A 20,512-nucleotide genomic window follows, 5' to 3' on the forward strand; every position below is an offset into this window, starting at 1 on the left:
CCCGACTCAATCCCCATAAGAATCCCCGTACCGATAGCCATCGGCATTGTGCAACCTGGTTTTCATTGTTCGTGCTTCGCACGCAACGAAAACCTAGTTGTTAGCAGTAGGTGCTTTTCTTTCCTGTCGTCCGATATTCATTTTTTTATAATCTCTTTTAGTTCGTCAATTGTCAACGGTGGATTTTGTTTATGTAACATAGAATGGCAGTTTGGGCAAACAGGTCGTAAGTCCTGAATTGGGTCAACTTTATATTCTTGTTTTCTTGTTGCCACTTGTGTCAAATGATGAACGTGAATGAATTTGTAACCTAAACTACCATAAATTTTTTCAAAGTTGAAGGCACAAACTGAACACGAATAGCCATAATGTTTTAAGCATTCGTTTCTTGCAAAAACGTTTCTCTCATATCGTGTCTGTGTTACTTGTGTTGCTGCACCTTCAATGAATGTTTGCTTGGTGTCGGTAATTTCGGAAAACGGATTGTATCTAATTTTTTGTGTTCTTAAAAACTCAAACCATTCTTCTTCAAGTTCGTCAAGTGCTTCGTGTCTTATTGAGATTCCTGAAGATTGCGGTGTCCATTGCTGTTTGGCTAAATTTCCTTTGTCAAGATTGTCAATGGTTAATATTGGGTCCTTCTCTGGGTTAAGTAAAACGTCAAATTCAATTAAAACTTTTGGAACGTCTTTGTCTGCACCACTCCAATGTTGTGACAAAAACGGCTCGGAAACTACTTTGCCTGAACCAAAAATACCCCTTGGTGTCGAACCGACCTTTGCTAAAAATGCTCTGTCGCCTGGCCTGATGATTTTGTGACTTCTACAACTCCACATTAAAGTTATTTTGCCGGTATTTTTTAATTCTTCAATATTTTTTTCAATGTATGGTTCGTTGTTCGGGTCAGTCCATTGGCTCCACTTGTTCGGCTTCCAAACAAATAAGTATGCGTTTTGAAGTGAAATTGGTTTGATGTTTTCAGTCAGCCCGCATTCTTCTAATGCTTCTTTTAATTCAGGTTTGAGTTGATAAATGAAAAATGTCCCTTTATAATAGCCCGAAAAAAAGAAATCCCAAAGAGCTTTTGTTCCATCTACTCTTTCTCTTTGTTTGATGTCATACTTCTTTAAAATCCGTTTTCCAAGTCCAACTATTTTTCCAACAACACCGTTTTTGTCCGACCAACCAATAATTCTTGCAAGGTCTGTCGCTGATGCTTCTTGTTTGTCAAGTGAATAAATGGTCTGAAAAATGAGCAAGTCGTCAGGTTGCACCAAGTCCTTGTCTTGCAGAATTTCTACAAAAGTGTCTTTAGTTATATGTGGTACTGTCGTCATTTACACTTGCCGCTAACTCATGTATCTATGCACCTCCAACACACCAATCCCTCCGCTTTTGGGTCGATACGTGCACCTTGGGTAGCGGTTATTAGCTTCACGGCGTCCAAAAACGCTCCCAGCCAAAGCAAAAAGCTGTCCCCCTACCGCCTAGCCAAAATATCGAAAATCACAAACTAAAAAAATAACGGAAAGCTGATTTCGGAATATTTCCAGAAAATCTCCTTGCGGTAGAAGCAGACGGGGATTTCTTCCCGTCAGGATAGAGACATTCCCTATCTTGCCGCCATGACTTTACGCCTGGTTTTTCGCCTTTTCTTTTTCCTGCTTTTTGCATCGGCTCTTTTTTCCTGTACTACCTGCGGCAATGCGGACATCCCTATATCCAAGTTTGATTTTGAGTTTGCCGTGGTGGATGCCGAGACGGGCGAGAATCTGATCTCAGGGGATTCGCCCCAGCTCGATCCCCAGGGCTTTGCGCTCTACAGCATGCGGGGGACGGAGCGGATACCCCACGAGCTGTATGTGTACCCACCGGAGTCTTTCTCGGGAGACCAAGTCATCCGGGCGGATATCCGCGGCGTCCACGTGGACCTCTACCTGGCCTATCCCGATGGCAAAGTGGATACCTTGCAGGCATTTTTCTCCGCTCACGAAACCGAATGCTGGGGCAGGGTGGACACCCTGCTGGAGCTCGTCCGCAACGGGTCGGAGTCCTTTACAGATATGTATTCCGTGCTGCGGTTTCGCTACTAGCCTATCCGAAGGCGCCCCGCTTCCCCCCTCGATCAGCTGATATTCCCCTTCTTCAGTTCTTTTACCGCATAGTCCACCGCCCGCGCGGTTAGGGCCATGTAGGTGATGGAGGGGTTTTGCGTGCCGGTGGAGGTCATGGCCGCCCCGTCGGTCACAAATACGTTGGGTGCATAGTGCATCTGGTTGTAGCCGTTGAGCAGAGAGGTTTGGGGATCCCGCCCCATGCGCACGCCGCCCATCTCGTGGATGTCCAGACCGGGGGCCTGGCCACTGTCCGACTTGCGGATACGAGTGCAGCCAGCCTTGGTGAGCATCTCCTCCCCTTGCTGGAGAAAGTCCTGGAGCAGCTTTTCGTCGTTGTCATCGTAGCCTACCTGGATATCGAGCAGGGGCACGCCCCACTCGTCCTTGCGGTCTGGGCTTAGGGAAACCCGGTTGGACTCCTTGGGGATGGTCTCCCCCTGCATCATCATGTACACCGACCAAGGGCCAAGCTCGCTGTTGGCTTCCTTGAAGTCCGCACCCAAGGGCATGTCCCGCTGGCTTCCCCAGCCTGCCCTTCCCGCGGTGTAAAAGGACATGTATCCCCGGAGAAAATCCGTCTCCTGCCGCTTCACGTTGCGGAAGTTGGGAAGCATGACCGCCGTGGGGCGGCGTCCAAAATAGGTCTTGTCTTCGAAGCCCTCGAATCCCGCACTGAGCGAACCCCGATAGTTGTGAAAGGCGATGTACTTGCCCAAAATGCCATGCTCGTTTCCCATGCCCTCCGGAAATCGCCTGGAGGTGGAGTTGAGCAGGATGAGGTTGGTATTGAGGCAGGCTGCGTTGAGGAAGATCAGCGGGGCAAAGTACTCCTTGGCCTCTTTGGTCAGTCTATCCACCACGCGGACACCGGTGGCTTTCCCCTTCTCCTCGTCCCAAATCAGGGAATGGACCACCGAGTCGGGACGGAGCGTGAGATTGCCGGTGAGGGCGGCGGTAGGCAGCGTGGACGAGTTGGAGCTGAAGTATCCCCCAAACGGGCAGCCGCGATAGCACTGGTTTCGCGCCATGCACTTCCCCCGGCCCTGCGCCAGATGCTGGGCTTGGGGCTCGGTGAGGTGGGCGCAGCGCCCGATGATAAAGCGCCGATCCCCATAGGCATCGAGGATGCGTTTTTGGATTTCCTTTTCCACACAGTTCATCTCCCAAGCCGGCAAAAACTCCCCATCGGGCAGGGTATCCAGGCCCTCATAGCTTCCGGAGATCCCGACGAAGCGCTCCACATGGCTGTACCAAGGGGCGATATCCTCGTATCGGATCGGCCAGTCCACCGCAAAACCGTCCCTTGCAGGCCCCTCGAAATCATACCTGGACCAGCGCTGCGTCTGCCGCGCCCAGATCAGGGACTTGCCCCCGACCTGATAGCCCCGGATCCAGTCAAAAGGCTTGGACTGGATGTAGGGATGCTCCGAATCCTTGACAAAAAAATGTGCGGTATCCTCCTGGTAGGCGTAACAGCGGTTGGCGATGGGATTGGCCTGGCGGTCCGCCAGCGTGCGCTGGTTTCGGTGGGGCATCTCCCAAGCCGGGCTGGTCATGGTCGGATAGTCTTTCAGGTGCTCCACCTGCCTGCCCCGCTCTAGCACAAGGGTTTTGAGGCCTTTTTCACAGAGCTCCTTGGCGGCCCAACCTCCCGAGATACCCGATCCCACCACGATGGCGTCAAACTGGTTTGATTTCATGGGAGGAAAATAGAAAGTGAAAACCGGACTTCCACGGCTTTTGGCCGATTGAGCTGACAATTTCTATCAGCGGCTTTTTTGAACCAAGACCTATTTCTCGGAAACCAGCTTGGAGAAAAGCCCGAATCAAAACTATCTTATCCCAAATCCGATTAAATTTCTAGATGCGCTGGATTCTGATCGTAATACTCACTTTTTTACTAGGCCAAAGCTTCGCCCAGGAAGCACCCGAAACGCTTGTCCGCCTCAACCGACACTATTTCGAGATCGCTCCCGAGGACACCATCAATCATGTCTATAATAAACTGGTGTCGCCGCTGGGCAATTCGGCGAGGCTGGAGCGGATCTACACCCTCGACCAGCGCCTCCGCCGAGTCATCCTGACCAAGCATACGAGATATGAAGACCTAGACCGCGTGACCGAGCAATTTGACGACTACGGCAACTTGGAATGGAGAAGGGCCGAAAGCCTCCTCGTTCCAAAATTCTCCACTCAATACTTCTTCGATGGGCAAGTAGTTGCACAGGTGCTTTCTGACAACAGACATCTCTTTCATATCACCAGAAACGGGGAGAATAAAGCCACTGCGAAGCCTGTCAACGACTTTGACCCGCAATTCAACGGCCTTAAAAAAGACTGGTATGAGTTTGTATCCAAAAACATCAAGCTTAGCACAAAGCTCTATCCAGAAAAGGCTGAGGACTATTGGATTGCGGTATTGGTCAGTGAACATGGCCTCGTAGAAAAGATCGAGTGGGCCAATCCAATGGACGGAAATCCCAAGGTCGCCAAGCAATATCTCCGGGTCGTTGAACTATGGGGCAACAACTTTTCCCCTGCCCTAGACCACTACGGCCGTCCCCTCACCAAGTGGCTGTTGATCCCCTTTACCGTAAAGGGAAGAACCAGATACCCGGTCCAGGTTTTTGACCCGGAATTCTACTACCCTTAGGCCCATGAAGCTAGTTTTTCCGAGTACCGGATTTGAGTTTCCGAAAGCCCATCCTATATTTTGACAAATTAGTTTGACTAGTCCCTATGCGTCTTTTTTTGTTTTTGCTTTGCTGTCCTGTCGCTATCCCCATTTTTGCGCAACAACCCTCCGAGTCCGAAACGCGGATACGTCTGAACCGTCACTTTTTCGAGATCGCGGCCGAAGACACGGCCAGCCATGTGTATGACAAGCTGGTTTCCTTTTCGGCGGACTCGACCAAGCTGGAGCGGATATTCACCCGGGAGGGACAAGTTCAGCGTGTCGTGATGACCCAGCCGCCCAGGGAAGAATACTACGAACGGGTCACCGACCAATACAATGAATACCATGAGCTGGAATGGAGAAAAACCGAAAACCTCCACAACGGAAAGTTCCTGACCGTGTACTATTTTGACGGCAAGGTCGTCGGCCAAGTACTGTCGGATTCCACTACGCTGTATCACGTCGCCAGAAACGGGGAATCCGAGCCCACACAGCAAAACTTCAACGATTTTGAGCCGCAGATCGCAGTCCCTACGGCCGAGTGGCATGAGTTTCTCTTTGACAACCTCCGACTTAGCACCGGCATCCGCACGGACCAGCCGCAGATCTTTTGGATCGCCATCCTGGTCGATGAGCATGGAATGGCGGAACAGATCGAGTGGGCCAACCCGCTGGGTGGAAACCCCAAGGTCGCCAAGCAATATCTCCGGGTGGTCAGGCTCTGGGGCAACAACTACACGCCGGCGCTGGATTCATTTGGAAATCCCGTCGCCAAGTGGCTGATGATTCCCTTTCGGGTGGAAAGGGCCATGAGAGGTACCACCAAACCCATTATGATCTACAGCGATTTTAACTGATGGGCAAACGCAGACTATCAGCAAACCCGGACATTCCCATCGACTTCCAACTATGAATTGGCCTTTCTTTTTTCTCCTTTTTACCCTAGCTATCCCTAGCGCCTTTTCCCAAGAAACCCCAGCCAGGGAAGTCCCGATCCCCCTCAACCGCCATTACTTCAAGGTTGCCCCCGGGGACTCCGCCCAGCATGTGTACGACCTACTGGTGTCCTATGCCGCGGACTCGGCCAAGCTGGAGCGGATCTTGACGCGGGATGGGCGAGTGCACCGCGTCGTGATGACCCAGCCGCCCAGGGAAGAATACCACGAACGGGTCACCGACCAATACAACGAATACCAGGAGCTGGAATGGAGAAAAACCGAAAACCTGCACAACGGGAAGTTTTTGACCCTCTATTATTTTGACAACGAGGCGGTCGGGCAGGTGCTGGCAGACTCCGACAGCAGCTTCCAGATCGCCAGAAATGGCACAAAAGATCCCATCGCGCAAGGCTTCAACGACTTCGAGCCCCGAATCGTGGGCGACACGGAGCAATGGCAGCAGTTTGCCTTCAAAAACTTCCGCCTGAGCGCCAAGCTCTATCCCAAAGAACCCGTCCTATTCTGGGTGGCCGTCTTGGTCAACTCCCATGGGATGGTGGAAAAGGTCGAATGGGCCAATCCCAGCGAGGAAAACCGCAAAGCGGCGGCGCAGTTTGTGCGGGTGGTGCAGCTCTGGGGCAACAACTTCCACCCGGCCTTGGACTCCTTTGGACAGCCTGTTTCAAAATGGCTGATGATCCCCTTCGTGTTCGGTGGAGGTGTAGAGCTGATGATCAAAGCCGAAGCCATTGGTTTCTTCCGGCTTTGAAAAAAAATGGAGACTAGGGGTAAAAAAACAGCACAATCCTTGATCGAAATGGTTTAATTTCCAACACCATCCAACTTCAAGAACCTTGCTGACCGGTCTGAGTGCCTTCTTTTTTCTCTCCTCCTACATCCCCCTGATCAAGCTGGACTACTGGTGGATCAGGATTTTTGACTATCCCCGCTTCCAAAAGCTGATCATCCATCTCTTGCTGATCGCTGCCTGGTGGCTCTTTGGCGAGGACCGCACGGAAAACCTCCTCTGGACGGGACTGCTGGGGCTGGGCGCGCTGTACCTGTTTTTCCAGGTGGTGCCCTATACTTTCCTGGGGAAAAAGATGATCACCCGCGTGCCCTACGATCCCCAAAGAGGCATTCACCTGATGATAGGCAATGTGTACCAGTACAACCGGCACTTCGAAAAAGCGCTGAGCCTCATCCGCCAGCGAGATCCGGACCTGGTCTTTCTGGTCGAGACAGACCAAGCCTGGGCCGATGCCCTGGTCCCACTGCACGAGGTCTACCCCAACCGGATCTTGGCACCGCTGGAAAACACCTACGGCCTGGTGCTCTACTCCAAGCTGCCCATCGTGAAGCACAGCATCAACCATCTCGTGGACGAGGATATCCCCTCCGTGGAGCTGGATCTGAAGCTTAGAAACGGACAGATCATCACCGTCTACGCCATCCATCCCACGCCGCCGGTCCCTGGCGAGAATCCGACCAGCACCGACCGCGACGCGGAGATCCTGATCGTGGGCAAAAAGTCCAAGGAAAACCCCAAGCCCTCTCTGGTCATAGGCGACCTCAACGACGTGGCTTGGAGCTATACCACCTCCCTGTTCCTCAAAATATCGGAAACCGCCGATCCCCGCCGAGGAAGGGGCTTCTTCAGCACCTTTCATGCGAAGGTGCCGCTTTTCCGCTGGCCTCTGGACCATGTCTTTCTTAGCAAGCACTTTGGCCTCTCCTCCATCAAAGTTCTCCGGGGCATAGGCTCCGACCACTTTCCCATCGAGCTCAGAGCCACGCTGACCGCCGAAGACACGGCAGATACAGAGGATGCCAGCCCAGAGGAAGAGGTGGAGGCCAGGGCCAAGATCATCAAAGGCCACGAAAACCAAAGAGCCGATCAGGATTGATCGGCTCTTTGGTTTTTCCGGCGATTCCTCCAGCAAAGCATGGCGAAAAGCCCGGGATTGATGATTGGGTAGGCAGCGCCAGCTTTCATGCTTCAGCTTTCATACTCCAGCTTTCTCACTTCTTACTTCAGCTTTCCCTTTAGTTTCCCGCGGCTTTCTCTTCCGCTTTGGCTTTGCGCTTGAAGCCCTTCTTGAATGGCCAGGTGTACTCCAGCGCTTCCATGCCTTTGTTGAGGTTGTAGGTCGCGGAGTCGGTGTTTTCCAGCGTGCTCTTCAGCGTCTCCGCAAACTCGGGATCGTTGAGCAGCATACCCACCGAATTGTCGGTAGAATTCAGCTTATCCGCCACGCCTTGAAGCTGTATGGTCAGTTGCTCGGCATTGGCAGAGGTGGCGCTGAGGCTGGCCATGCTGGCCTTGAGCTCCTTCACGATCGTGGTATCGGTCACGAGGTCGTTGAAGAGGTAGCCTTTTTGGTTGAGCTTGGTGGTAAACTTACCCAGGTCGGCGACGACTTTGTTGGAGTTGGCAGCCGCACGGTCGAGGTTGGCCATGATGGCTTTGAAATTTTCCGCCAGCAGGGAGTCGGTCATTGCAGCTCCTACGATGCCCTTGCCTTCGGCTATCTTGCCGGTGAGCACCTTGAGGTTTTCGGTGATTTCCACCAGGTTTTCATTGTTGACCTGCAGGGTCTCCATCATCTGGTCAGTATCCAGCGGCATCACGCCTTCCAGCCTATCCCCGTCTTCCACTTGGGGCACTTCGGTGCTGCCTCCGTAGATGACGATGATCTTGTTTCCGATGAGTCCGTCGGAGCTGATGGTGGCCTTGGAGTCTTTGCGGATAAATTCGACCACGGCCTCTTCCACGTTCATCTCCACCTCGACTTGGGCGTCGCCGTAGAAGTTGATCTTTTTCACCGTTCCGATTTTCACACCCGAAAACCAGATGTTGTTGCCGATCTGCAGACCTCCGATGTCATCGAATACAGTTTTGAGCTGGATAGCCTTGACGAATTTCTTCTGCTGGCCACCCAGGGTCAGCACGCCGGTCACGAGGATCGCGATGCCGACAAACACAAAGATGCCAACTATGACAGATCTCTTATTTTCCCCTCTCATGAGTTTATAAAATTATAGTCGTAGAATGATTTGATTCGCTCGTCTGTAGCCTCCGGAAACACCTCCTCGAAGGTTCCCACAGCCTTGAACTGGCCATCAAGCAATACGGCCATCCGGTCCCCGGTCTGCTTGGCGCAGGCCAGGTCGTGGGTGATGACAATGGAGGAAGTCTTGTACCGCTCCCTCACTTCCAGAATGAGGCTGTTGATATCCCGGCAGGTGATGGGATCCAGACCCGCCGTGGGCTCGTCATAGAGCATGATTTCGGGTTTGAGGATGAGGGTTCGCGCGACGCCGATCCGCTTCTTTTGCCCGCCGGAAAGCTCGGAAGGCATCTGATTGATCGTCTGGGGCAGGCCCACGCTGTCCAGCAGCTCCTCGATCCGCATATTGATTTCCTTGCGGGAAAGGTTTTTTTCGTTTCTTACCAGGGGAAACTCCATATTCTCCTTCACCGTCATACTGTCGTAGAGGGCGGAGTTTTGGAAGGAAAAGCCAATCTTCAACCGCAGCTCATTGAGCTCCTTTTTGCCAAGCTTGGCCACTTCCTGCCCAAAGACCTTCATGCTGCCGGAATCCTGCTTGAGCAGGCCCACCATGATCTTGATCAAAACCGATTTGCCCGAACCCGACTTGCCCAGTACCACGAGGTTTTCCTCGCGAAACAAGTCCAAGTCCACGCCCTTCAACACATCGAGGTCTCCAAAGGACTTTTCCAGGTTGCGAATCTCAACTACTTTTTCTCTTGATTCCATAGCTTATATTCCCCGGATTGCGTTGACGATTTGCAGGACGAGCAGCTCCTCGATAAAAATCAGGAACATGGCCATGACGACCGCGGCATTGGCGGCACGGCCCACGCCTTCGGTTCCCTTGGAGGAATTGTATCCCTTGTAGCAGCCGACTACCCCGATGGTGAAGCCAAAGAGCACCGACTTGAGCACTGAGGAGATGATATCCAAAAAGGTGATGGCCTCAAAGACCTGCACAAAGAAGGTGGTCATGCTGACTTTCTCATTGGCATTGACGCTGAGAAAGGAGCCCATGAGCGCCACAAAGTCCGTGTACATCACCAGCAGCGGGATCATCAGCGTGGTGGCCAATACCCGGGAAACGACGAGAAACTTAAACGGATTGGTCGCGGAGACCTCCATCGCATCGATCTGCTCGGTCACCTTCATAGATCCGATCTCGGCACCGATGCTGGAGCCCACCTTTCCGGCGGCGATCAGCGCAGTGACCAGCGGCCCCATAGCCCGTACCACGGCGATGGAGATCAGCGACGGCAACCAAGACGCCGCTCCAAACTCGCTCAGCGAAGGACGGGATTGGTTGGTAAACACGATCCCCACGATAAACCCCGTGAGCGATATCAAGGGCAGCGACTCCACCCCTATCCGATAGCATTGGTGGATGACTTCCTTAAACTCGTATGGCGGCATAAACACTTCCTGAAAGAAGCGTCGGACAAAATTCCAGGCGTCCGCCAAACCCGTAAAAAACTTATCTATTTTTTTTGAAAGCAAGGGCTTTCTATCTCCCGATCCTTCGGCCATAATTCTTTCAATCTATTCGATCAGCATGTTGTACTCGGCAAGTGCTACAAAGAAAACAAAATTAAAACCAACCCTTTCCTTCGCTGGTTTATTTTTTAGAAGCGGGAAAAACCCTCCTTAAGGCGTCCTCCTCACCCTGTCAAGGGTCGGAAAGCTAACAGGCCGGCAAGTCCGGAAGTTCGCAGCTGTGGCAATTTGCCCCATCGGGAAAAAACAACGAGGCCAAAAAGCCCCACAAAGAAAGTCACTGCGGATGCAGGGAAGGCCCGCCCGACTAGCCGATCAGCGCCTCCAGCATCTTCCAGTTTTCCTCCGAGATGGGCTTCTCGATGACCGCTTTTACCTGGTCGAAATTGGCTGCTTTGCGGCGGTCTTCCGGCGAGCAGCTGGCAGTGACAAAGACGATGGGTGAGGACGATTTCGCCGCGAAACTTTCCACCCAATCCCATCCCGAGGAAGTCTCAAAATTGAGGTCCGAAAGGATCAGGTCGGGCTGGTGGTCCGCCAGCCAAGCGTCCAGAGCCTCGGGCTCACTGAAGACTTCGACAGAGCAGCCGGGGAGATAAATCTTGATCAACTTCTTCATCAGCAAATGCTGAATCCGATCATCGTCCAGGTACACGAGTTGGGCCATTGGGTTGAATCAGGTTTGTCCGGACTTTTCCTCTGCAAAAAATGGGAATCGCCCTGAATGAATGTTAAAACTATCGCTATTTCCCCAAAAACGGGATCAAATTTTAAACCAGTGAACATTTAGATGGATCTAAATTTTTTAGCCCCGTTAAATTATGGTTCTGCTAAATCAGCTTTAATACAATAAAGATCAGTACATTAAAACCGACACTTTCAAGCCAAAGATCAAATAGAATACGCGCTTTATTTTTTCGAAAGTTCTCTTGGCTTGGCTTTGAAAGTCCGTCCGGACTGTCCGCTTCGTTTCCCGTTTTTTCCGGCTGTGCCCATAGATTTTGGCTATAATCCGTATTTTCACAGTCATTTTTACCCCAGATATGGCAATAGCTCCCCCCTCCCCCACACCCAAAAGACGAAGCAAACTGCTCCGCTTTTTTGTCTATATGGCCAACAGGTTTGACCTGGAGGAAGGCAAGGAAGATGAGCTGGAGACCATCGAGTACATCTCCAAAAACGTAGAATTTAAGGGAGCCAATCTCTGGATCCTGATCTTTGCGATATTCGTCGCCTCGGTGGGGCTCAATGTCAACTCCACCGCGGTCATCATCGGCGCCATGCTGATCTCTCCCCTGATGGGTCCGATCATGGGTATCGGGATGGCCGCAGGCATCAATGATTTCGACCTGCTGAAGCGCTCCTTCCGCAACCTTGGCGTGGCGGTGTTCATCGCGATTTTGACCTCCACGATCTACTTTGCCGTGACCCCTATCAGCAGCGCGCAGTCCGAGCTTTTGGCCCGCACGGAGCCGACCGTCTGGGACGTGCTGATCGCCCTCTTTGGTGGCCTGGCCGGGATCATCGCCGGCTCGCGAAAAGAGAAAAGCAACGCCATCCCCGGGGTGGCCATCGCCACGGCCCTGATGCCCCCGCTCTGCACCGCGGGCTACGGACTGGCCACCGGCAACTTCCTCTACTTCGTCGGAGCTTTCTACCTTTTCTTCATCAATTCGGTTTTCATCAGCCTGTCGACCTACCTCATCGTGCGCTTTATGAGGTATCCCAAAAAACACTTTCTCGATCCCAAGCGCGAAAACCAGGTCCGCACCTACATCACCGTCATCACCCTGATGACCATCATACCCAGTGTGTATCTGGCCTATGGCATCGTCAAAAAATCCCTATGGAACGAGCAGGCGCGGCGCTTCGTGGAGCTGGAGATCCAATACCCGAATACCCAGGTGCTCAACTCGGAATACCACTACCTCCAGCCCCGTCGGACCATCGAGGTGAGCCTCATCGGCGACAAGCTTTCAGACCAGGAGATGGCGAAGCTCAGCGCAAAGCTGCCCGCCTTTGGTCTGGATGAGACCAGCCTGACCTTTCGCCAAAGCGGAGCCGGCACCGACCTCAACCTGCTGCGAAACGACATCCTCAAAGATCTCTACGAACGAAATGAAGCCCTGATCCGGGACAAGGACGAAAAGATCGCCCTGCTGGAAAGCGAGATCCTCGCGGATGCCAACACCCGGCAACTCAGCCTGGAAATCGCCGAGGAAGCCAAGATCAACCATCCCAACCTGAAGAAGTTTACCATCGGGCGATCCATGGTGACAGACCTGGAAAAAGACCTCGTGGACACGCTGCTGGTCGCCTATGCGGAGTTTTCCCCCAAGGCCTCCCGTACCGAGTCCAAGCGGCTTTCGGACTGGATAAAAGTCCGCACCAAAGCCGACACCATCGCCCTTATCCTTCGCTAACCCAAGCCCAACACCCCATGAAAAAAACACTCGCCCTCTTGCTGTTTAGTCTCTGCTTTGCCACGCTCGGTCTGGCCCAGAGCGAATACGACGAAGCCCTCGCCGCCAAAGTCGGCGCCGACGAGTACGGAATGAAGAAGTATGTCATGGCCTTCCTCCTTCGCGGGGATCGTGTCGCTGAGTATTCTCCTGAGAAGCGCCAGGAAATCCAAGGCGCCCACATGGCCAACATCGGCAAGATGGCCGAAATGGGCAAGCTGGTCGTCGCTGGGCCTTTCTTTGGCAATGAAGACCTGCGCGGTATCTACATCTTCGACGTGCAGACCATCGAGGAAGCCAAAGCACTCACCGAAACCGACCCCGCTATCCAGGCCGGAGTGCTCAAGATGGACTTGAAAGAATGGTACGGCTCCGCCGCCTTGGTATTGCTAAGCGACCTATATCCCAAGGTGACGAAGAAGAGTTTTTAGCAGTAGGCAGATTTAAGTAGGCAGAAAACAGTGAGCCGTGGGCAAGCTGTAGATCGCAGATAGCAGGAGGCTGTCTATTTTGAAACGGCCCCAAATTTCTCCGGATGGGCGAGCATATAACCGATCAGTTTGCCTATTTCAGAGACCTCAGATTGCAAGTCATCGTAAGAGACTCTCTCCAGATATCCGCAAGAGAGCGCAAAATCAAGCCAGATCTGTGTTTCGGAGTTTTCCATGTCAGCGTCGGAAATCTTTGAAATAAAGTGGGCAGGATACCTTCGTTTTCTATAGCCTTCCCCAATATTCACACAGACTGACCTGCTGGATCTACGGATTTGATCTATTAGCGAATACTTCTCTTCGGTAGGAAACCCTTTTGAGATCTCAAAAATTTTCATCGAAAGAGCAAAGGCCTTCTGATAGGCTAGGAGATCACGGAAATCCATGGCGGAAAAAAATGAAATATAGCTTAATCAAAACTAAAGACAATTGTCTTTACCACTATCCTATTCACCAAAGCCCCAAAACGGTCAACTCTATTTAGGACGATACAAACTGCCTACTGCAACTGCCCACTGCTAACTGCCACTGCTCCCTGCCTACTGAACTACCTTCCACAAATCTCCCTGTACGCACAGTAGGTACATTTCTCCAGCTTCTCCGTCTGGTCAAAAGGCACCTTTGGATCAAAGATCTCCCCCAGCAAGCCACTCAGACCAGCGCGAAACTCCTCGGCAAAGCGTCGGTAGTCGACCATCTCCTCCTTGTCCAGCTGTAGAAAGGGGTTGAACTGGGGATTGTAGATTTCCTTGATGTTGAAGATACCCGGCTTGAGCGGGAGTTGGTTTTCGGGGTGTGCGGTCTCGTAGAAGTGCGCGTAGAGCATGGTTTGCATCGCGGCCTTGTTGCGACCGCTGTCGTCCCGGTCAAAGAGCGAGGCGACGGATTTCACTTTCTTGGTGTCCTTGCCGGTCTTGTAGTCGATCAGCCGTACCACGCCATCCTTGACGTCCATGCGGTCGATCACCCCACCGAGTGCCACTTCGGCTTTGCCCTCGGGCGTATCAACGAGGATTCCCGACGGATAGTCCTTTTCCAGCCCGATGATCTCAAAGTCCCCGTTTTTCTGGTCGTAGTCCAAGATGGCTTGGAGGTATTTGATAAAAATCTCCCGGGCGATCTGCAGTTGCCCAGACAGCTCCATTTCCTCGTTTTCGGGCTTTTTGTAGAAAAGCCGAATCGCACGATCCACCGCCGTCGGCACCTGTGGCTTCATGCGCTCGATGCCATGCGTGTCGATTTTGCGCGAGCTTTTCCCTTCCCCGATCTCGTACAGCAGCTCCATCGCGCTGTGCAGAATCGTCCCAAAAGTCGAGGGGTCGATACCGGTGATCACCTCCTCTTTTTCCTTCAATCCCGCCACATAGCGGAAGTAAAAGCGCAACCTACAGTCCAAGTAGCTGTTGATCGCGGAGGCGGAAAAAGCCTTGACAAAAGCCTCCGGATCGCCTTTCCGCAGGTAAAGCTTCAGCGACTCCATCACGGCGGGACTTTTCTCCACCGTGATCGGCTCCGCTGGAGTCAAGTCCACGGGCACCATCGCCACTTCCGGCTTGGCCACACCCAGCTCGGCCTGCATCTGCTGGATAAATCGGCTCATCTCCCCCGCCTTGCCCTGGTCGGAGGAAGTAGTGTAGATCAGATGAACCTCCTCCGAGCGATGCAAGAGGCGGTAGAAGGTGTAGGCGTAGATCGCGTCGTTTTGCTCCTGCACGGGCAGGCGGAAGGCACGGCGCAGGTTAAAGGGGATCATGGAATTGATCCCGCCGCCGGGGGGGAAACTCCCCTCGTTGACGTCGCAGATGATCACGCGGCGAAAGTCCAGGTTACGCGACTCCAGCACGCCCATGAGCTGCAGGCCTTGGAGCGGTTCGCCCTCGAAGGGCAGCTTGAGCTCTCGGAAGATCTGGCGGAAAAGCTTGAGCAGGAAGTCCAGCTTCATCCCTTTGGAACCGTTGCCCTGGAAGACATCCCGAATCCGGTTCAGCTGCTTGAAGGCCTGGAAAAGGTAACTCCGCTGCACCTCGTCGTCCTGATAGGTTTTCGCCAAGTGCTGGATCAAGGTACCGAGGTAGTCAAAGATCTCCTCCGGCTCGATCTTGCGGAAGATCAAGGCGAAAAGCGAGCCTTCTTTCGTGAGCATTTCTTGGGGCACATCCAGGAGGTTGTTGGTCTGGATCTGTTCCAAAAGCTCCTGTGCGAATGTCGGATCTTCCCCTTTCAGATAGGGAAAAGAGAGCAGATCCGTCACGGGCTTGTGGTAGAAAGTGACGGTACCCTCCCGGTACTTCACGTAGCGCTGCAAGTCCAGCACCCCGTCCAAGAAGGCATAGATCGGGGCGTTGCGGATGGGATAGCCCATGGTCACGTTCAGCTTGTCGATCTGAGGCGGCAAGGCATGCAGCACGGGAAAGAGCAACTGTTCGTCTGGCAGCACGATCACCGTCTCCTCCAGTCTTTCGTCATTTCCCACGTTTTCCAAGAGCTTCCCGACCAGATTGGCTTGGTTGGTCTTCAGCGGGATGGCATGGGTGGTGATTTGGGCGGACTTTCTACGGACTTGGTCAGGGATTTCCTTCGGAAAAGTCTCCCCCAGCACCGGATCTCTTTGGTAGTCCCGGAAGAAAAGCCCAGCCTCCTGCAGCTTGTCTTCGAGATAAAAAGCATCCACATCCCAAAACACCTCCGCCCCAAATTCCTTCACGAAGTGCTTGATCAGATTCTCCTCGGCCAGCGTAAACGCGTTGAAGCCGACAAACAAATAATGCTTTTTAGGCCGCTCGATCTGGGCTAGGTTTTCCGCCACTTGGCGGTAAAGTTGGCCTCCATAGGCCAAACCGGCGGTTTTCAGTCGATGCTGGAAGTCGGTGTATAGGCGTCCGAGGATTTGCCAGAAGCGCAAGAATTTCTCTTTCTCCTGCTCATTTTGTCTCGCAAAAGCCAACCAAAACTGGGAGATCAGCTCTTTTTGATCTTCGGTCAAAAAACTCAAATCCGACTCAAACTCCTTGATCTCGGCCAGGTTTTGATAGACGGTCTTCGCCGGAGCGAGGAACTGGTCAAGGTCATTGAAGTCCTTCAGGATCAACTCTCCCCAGAAATAAAAACGGTCGAAATCCTCCGGTTCCTCCTGGATCTGTCGGTAGAGCTCATACAGCTCAAAGATCAGCGTAAGCTCGTCGGCGGGCGTATTTCCCGCCAAGCCATAAAACACCTGCTCAATGGTCCGCACCTCCGGCATCCAGATGGGCTCCTCAATCAGCTCGCCGAGGTAGCGGGTGAAAAAGAGACCCGCCCGTCGGTTGGGCAAAACGATAGTGAGTTCGTCGAGATTTCTCCCCGAGTCCAGGATCTGCTTGGCGGTACCTTTCAGAAAAGGGATCATACTTCCAGGATTTCGGTGGGTTCGAGATAGCAGAGGTAGCCCTTCACGGGCTTTTGGCTGAGGCTGGCGACGAGGGCCATGTATTCTTTCACTTGGCTTAGGTGCGAGGGGTATTTTTCTCCGGTTTTGAAGTCCACGACCAGGACTTCGCTCTCCCCGATCAGGATGCGGTCGGGACGCTTTTGGCTGCCTCCGGGCAGGAGAATGCCCTGCTCGGCAAGGCTTTGGTAGCTGGGATCAAACCAGCGCTGAAACTCCGGCAAGGCAAACAAGGCGGCAAGTTGCTCGCCCACCAAAGTAGCCGTCTCCGCATCGAGCCTCCCCTCAAATTCATATTGCTGGAGCAAAAGAGCGGCTTCTTCCCGGTTTCGCGAAGCGGCCAATAGTTCGTGGACGATCACGCCGAGCTTGCGCTGAGATCTAGCCTGCAGGCCAGACTCGGAAAAGTCCCAAGCCATCTTTTTCGTCTTCAGCTTGGATCGCCAGTCGAGAGATTCCCAGCGCAGCAGGGCATCTGGAGCCCTTTTTTGCTCCTTTTCAGCAGTGGCAATCCCCCACTTTCCCGCCTCGTAGCAGAGCTGCTCGGCATCCCATGTCTGATTTTCTCCCAACTCGGGCACTTTGAATCCGGAGGAAAAAAGGGAGTACAGCAGGTTGCCGGTGGTATTCAGGCTGATCTTTCCATCCTTAGCCTGGGAAAAATCCGAAAAGCCCCAGATCACCTCTTCGGCTCGGGTGAAGGCCACGTAGAGCATGTTCAGTGAGTCGAGGTAAGCCAAGCGGATCTCGTCCTCGTAGACCACGGCAAAGGCGGAATTCTGCAAGGCCGTGCCATGCGTGAGCGGCATCACCGTCCGCAAACCTTCCTCGGTGGCAAAGGGTGACCAGATGACCGGTGCCTGCTGACCGGAAGCCACGATTTTCCAATCCAAAAAGGGCATCAAAACCACCTTGTACTGCAAGCCCTTGGACTTGTGGATGGTCAGGATGCGCATCGCATCGTGATCCTCGGGGATCTTGACGGTGCGCTTTTTCTTGTTGAGCTCCCACCAGTCCAGGAAGCCCACCAGATCGGCGCGGTTCTTTTTCACAAAATCAAACACCGCCTCCTTGAATCCGGAGACGTAGGCCAGGTCGGCCTGTTTTTCCACCAACCCCATCAGCGCCACGCACTCCTCCAGCAACTCCAAGAGCGGCAGCTGGGTCAGGTCATTGAGTCTTGAGAGGAGCTCATCCTGCTTGGCGCGCAACTCCTCGGGAAGGCTATTTTTGTGGAAAAGGGCGTGGCTGTAGGGGATCTCGTGGATCAACGCGTTGTAGAGCCAGATGGTCTTCAGGGCGACCTTGTCGGCGGGATTGACGAGGAAAGTCAGGAGAGCCACGAGGCACTTCACCGCGGCGGACTTGTCCAGAAAAAGTGATTCCTCCGACAGCACGTCAAAGCGATAGCCGGAGTCGGGGTTTTCCCTCGCAAAGGCCATGAGTTGGTCGGCGATCTCGGCTCCTTGGGAGTTTTTTCGCACCAAAAAGGCGATGTCCCGCAGCGCATAGCCCCGGTCTTGCAGCTCCATGACGATGCCCGGGAGCTTTTCCAAAACCTCCTCTTCGGACTCTTCTTCCTCTTCCTCGTTTTCCTCGGCGGAGTAGCGGGAAGCCGCGACCTTCTGTCGAAAGCTGAGCTTTATTTTTCCCTGAAAGTCCAAGGCAAGCTTCTTCTCGGGGATGCTTTGGCCCACGCCTTTGAAAGCGTCCACCAGCAGATTTCCCGCTTCCAGGCTGTATTGCGTAGCCATCCCTTCCTGCATCAGGGCAGGCAAGGAGGCGAAAATGGCGTTGTTGAACTGGATGATGCCGGGCAGGCTGCGGAAGTTGGTCGCGAGGTTTTTCTCCTCGATCACATCGGGGTGAAACTGGCTTTGAACCTCATTCAGCAGCAGCTCCAGCTTGCCTCCCCGCCAGCGGTAGATGGACTGCTTCACGTCGCCCACGAGCAAGTTGGTATTCCCCGAGGCGAGGGAGTTTTCCAGCAGGGGCTTGAAGCTCGTCCACTGGAAGTCCGAGGTGTCCTGAAACTCGTCGATCAGGAAGTTGCGGTACTGGTTGCCGATCTTCTCGTAGACAAAAGGCGCGTCGTTGTCCTGGGTGATCTGCTGGAGAAACTCGTTGACATCCGAGATCAGCAGGATGCTTTCCTCGTCCTTGAGGACGCGCAGCTCCAAGATCAGGTCGCGGAATACGCCAAAGGCGTTGAGGTTCTTTTGTAAGGCCGAGACGGTGTTCCAAAGGGTTGCTTTCTCAGGCAGACTGAGCAGCATATCTCTCAGGCCAGCGTCGGCTGCGTTGATGATGGCATTGGCGTTGGGATTTTTTTTGCCTGTGAACCAAGTGTCCACTCCATTGATTTTCTCCCATTGCTTTTCGGTTGGCTGGGTAAAGGGTTCGCAGGCTTTCCCAAGTTTGGCGAGACGGACTACGAAATTGGAAGTCCCGCCACCGCCCGAGAAGTCGCTCCACTCCAGCCCATGGTTTGCGCGGATGGCTTCGGCCTTTTCGCGCATCGCTTCGGCATCTGCGATAAGCCGGCGCTTTTCCTCCCGGATGTATTTTCTGAAATCTGCCAAAAAACCCGGCTGGGCCACGCTCTCGTGAAAGAGGCTTCGATAAGCTTTAAACCGCTCTTGGAAAATCTCACGCCCCAGTCCCTTGATGCCGGAGCGAATGTCCCAAGTCTTCTCGTTTTCGATCTGCTCGCTGGCGTAGTCTATGAGCCAGGTGCGGAGGTTTTTGTCGGTGGTGATCTTTTCCACCACCCGATCCACGAGGCGATCCAGCACCGCGTCGGTATCCATCTCCAGGTCAAACTTCGCCTGCAAGTCCATCTCCCGCGCAAAGGATCGGATCACCCGCTGAAAAAAAGAGTCGATCGTGCTCACCGCAAAGTATCCATACCCGTGCAGGATGTGCAGCAGGGTCTCCCGAGCCCGAGCCTGGAGCTGAGCAGGAGTCAGATCCAAAGCCTTCATCAGCTCCCCGTCGAGAAACTCGCCCGGACGCACTTCCTTGCCCAGTCGCTCCAGCACCTGGAGGATACGCTCCTTCATCTCCTGCGTGGCCTTGTTGGTAAAGGTCACGGCCAGGATCTGCTTGTAGGCCGAGCGGGGGCTTTGCAGGGCCAGCTTGAGGTACTCCAGGGTCAGGGTATAGGTCTTGCCCGAGCCTGCGGAGGATTTGTAGAGGATAAAGGGTCTTTGGTCCATGAGGAAAATGCGAAGCTCCAAGATAGGAAAGCCCCACGGCAAGTCCGGTCAAAAAACAGAAAGGCGACGAAAAATGTCGGGGATCGGGTTTGGGAAGTTGATTGGAAGAAGTTCGACACCCTTCGGGGTCGTTTTGACTTATTTGTCGTTTCTCATCCATGGGTTACACCCATGGTTAATGAAAAGTTTGACCCCTATCGGGGTCGCAGGTTCGACGACGTGGGAGTTTTGGTCATCAGGAAATGAAAGACCACGAAGTGGTCAAACCTTTCAATAGCCACCTGTGCAACCAGGGCGACAAGTGATCCGAAGGCCAACCCCAAGCCTTATGGTTAATGAGAAGTCCGCCCCCTTTCGGGGTCGCAAGCGGTGATATCATAAGCCGAAGATATCGCGATGTCGTAAATTGTCTTTCTTCGCCAAGGCGAACCTCTTTTACGGCGGACTACAAAAAGACCACAAAGTGGTCAAACCTTTCAATAGCCTCCGGTGCAACCGCGGGCACTAGGTGATCCCAAGGCCAACCCCAAACCTAATGGTTAATGAGAAGTCCGACCCCTTTCGGAGTCGTAAGCGGTGATATCATAAGCCAAAGATATCGCGATGGCGTAGATTGTCTTTCTTCGCCAAGGCGA

At 53.3% G+C, this 20,512-nt stretch carries 16 protein-coding genes; 7 read left to right on the top strand and 9 right to left on the bottom strand.

What is annotated here, in order from left to right; genetic code table 11:
- Positions 1–137: 137 nt before the first annotated feature.
- Positions 138–1,337: an HNH endonuclease gene (locus J0A68_RS17765; RefSeq protein ID WP_206579572.1), complete on the bottom strand. Its 1,200-nt coding sequence runs from the start codon at positions 1,335–1,337 to the stop codon at positions 138–140.
- A 288-nt stretch (positions 1,338–1,625) separates the two neighbouring features.
- Here J0A68_RS17765 and J0A68_RS17770 point away from each other — a divergent pair, with 288 nt between their 5' ends.
- Complete coding sequence (locus tag J0A68_RS17770) at positions 1,626–2,093, top strand: hypothetical protein (RefSeq protein WP_206579573.1); 468 nt, start codon at positions 1,626–1,628, stop codon at positions 2,091–2,093.
- Positions 2,094–2,125: 32 nt separating this feature from the next.
- Here J0A68_RS17770 and J0A68_RS17775 read toward each other — a convergent pair whose 3' ends face one another.
- Positions 2,126–3,817 (bottom strand): GMC oxidoreductase, encoded by a 1,692-nt coding sequence (locus J0A68_RS17775; protein ID WP_206579574.1) that lies wholly within the window; start codon positions 3,815–3,817, stop codon positions 2,126–2,128.
- A gap of 164 nt (positions 3,818–3,981) precedes the next feature.
- On the opposite strand from J0A68_RS17775, the gene J0A68_RS17780 reads away from it, so the two are divergent.
- The 4 genes from J0A68_RS17780 (at position 3,982) to J0A68_RS17795 (ending at position 7,639) form a co-directional block, all read left to right on the top strand.
- Positions 3,982–4,770: a hypothetical protein gene (locus J0A68_RS17780; protein ID WP_206579575.1), complete on the top strand. Its 789-nt coding sequence runs from the start codon at positions 3,982–3,984 to the stop codon at positions 4,768–4,770.
- An 86-nt stretch (positions 4,771–4,856) separates the two neighbouring features.
- Complete coding sequence (locus J0A68_RS17785) at positions 4,857–5,651, top strand: hypothetical protein (RefSeq protein ID WP_206579576.1); 795 nt, start codon at positions 4,857–4,859, stop codon at positions 5,649–5,651.
- Positions 5,652–5,703: 52 nt separating this feature from the next.
- Positions 5,704–6,501 carry a hypothetical protein gene (locus J0A68_RS17790; RefSeq protein WP_206579577.1) on the top strand — a complete coding sequence of 266 codons (798 nt, stop codon included), beginning with the start codon at positions 5,704–5,706 and terminating at the stop codon, positions 6,499–6,501.
- Positions 6,502–6,586: 85 nt separating this feature from the next.
- Positions 6,587–7,639 (top strand): endonuclease/exonuclease/phosphatase family protein, encoded by a 1,053-nt coding sequence (locus J0A68_RS17795; protein WP_206579578.1) that lies wholly within the window; start codon positions 6,587–6,589, stop codon positions 7,637–7,639.
- Positions 7,640–7,778: 139 nt separating this feature from the next.
- On the opposite strand, the gene J0A68_RS17800 is transcribed toward J0A68_RS17795, so the two are convergent.
- The 4 genes from J0A68_RS17800 to J0A68_RS17815 all read right to left on the bottom strand — a co-directional run bounded on the left by J0A68_RS17800 (position 7,779) and on the right by J0A68_RS17815 (position 10,949).
- Positions 7,779–8,759, bottom strand: a complete 981-nt coding sequence (locus tag J0A68_RS17800; protein ID WP_206579579.1) for an MlaD family protein — start codon at positions 8,757–8,759, stop codon at positions 7,779–7,781.
- Positions 8,756–9,514 (bottom strand): ABC transporter ATP-binding protein, encoded by a 759-nt coding sequence (locus J0A68_RS17805; protein WP_206579580.1) that lies wholly within the window; start codon positions 9,512–9,514, stop codon positions 8,756–8,758. Before J0A68_RS17805 ends, J0A68_RS17800 begins: the two co-directional genes overlap by 4 nt.
- 3 nt (positions 9,515–9,517) lie before the next feature.
- Positions 9,518–10,315: an MlaE family ABC transporter permease gene (locus J0A68_RS17810; protein ID WP_206579581.1), complete on the bottom strand. Its 798-nt coding sequence runs from the start codon at positions 10,313–10,315 to the stop codon at positions 9,518–9,520.
- A gap of 274 nt (positions 10,316–10,589) precedes the next feature.
- Positions 10,590–10,949 carry a response regulator gene (locus tag J0A68_RS17815; RefSeq protein WP_206579582.1) on the bottom strand — a complete coding sequence of 120 codons (360 nt, stop codon included), beginning with the start codon at positions 10,947–10,949 and terminating at the stop codon, positions 10,590–10,592.
- A gap of 376 nt (positions 10,950–11,325) precedes the next feature.
- Here J0A68_RS17815 and J0A68_RS17820 point away from each other — a divergent pair, with 376 nt between their 5' ends.
- Both J0A68_RS17820 and J0A68_RS17825 read left to right on the top strand, forming a co-directional pair.
- Positions 11,326–12,705, top strand: a complete 1,380-nt coding sequence (locus tag J0A68_RS17820; protein ID WP_206579583.1) for a TIGR00341 family protein — start codon at positions 11,326–11,328, stop codon at positions 12,703–12,705.
- A gap of 17 nt (positions 12,706–12,722) precedes the next feature.
- Positions 12,723–13,175, top strand: coding sequence for a YciI family protein (locus J0A68_RS17825; protein WP_206579584.1), 453 nt, complete (start codon positions 12,723–12,725; stop codon positions 13,173–13,175).
- Positions 13,176–13,249: 74 nt separating this feature from the next.
- On the opposite strand, the gene J0A68_RS17830 is transcribed toward J0A68_RS17825, so the two are convergent.
- The 3 genes from J0A68_RS17830 to J0A68_RS17840 form a co-directional block, all read right to left on the bottom strand.
- Positions 13,250–13,621: a four helix bundle protein gene (locus tag J0A68_RS17830; RefSeq protein ID WP_206579585.1), complete on the bottom strand. Its 372-nt coding sequence runs from the start codon at positions 13,619–13,621 to the stop codon at positions 13,250–13,252.
- Positions 13,622–13,782: 161 nt separating this feature from the next.
- Complete coding sequence (locus J0A68_RS17835; protein ID WP_206579586.1) at positions 13,783–16,620, bottom strand: PD-(D/E)XK nuclease family protein; 2,838 nt, start codon at positions 16,618–16,620, stop codon at positions 13,783–13,785.
- Positions 16,617–19,877, bottom strand: coding sequence for a UvrD-helicase domain-containing protein (locus J0A68_RS17840; protein WP_206579587.1), 3,261 nt, complete (start codon positions 19,875–19,877; stop codon positions 16,617–16,619). The genes J0A68_RS17835 and J0A68_RS17840 overlap by 4 nt, the downstream gene beginning before the upstream one ends.
- Positions 19,878–20,512 lie beyond the last annotated feature (635 nt).

The sequence above is a fragment of the Algoriphagus oliviformis genome (assembly GCF_017254915.1).
GTDB classification, from domain to species: Bacteria; Bacteroidota; Bacteroidia; order Cytophagales; family Cyclobacteriaceae; genus Algoriphagus; species Algoriphagus oliviformis.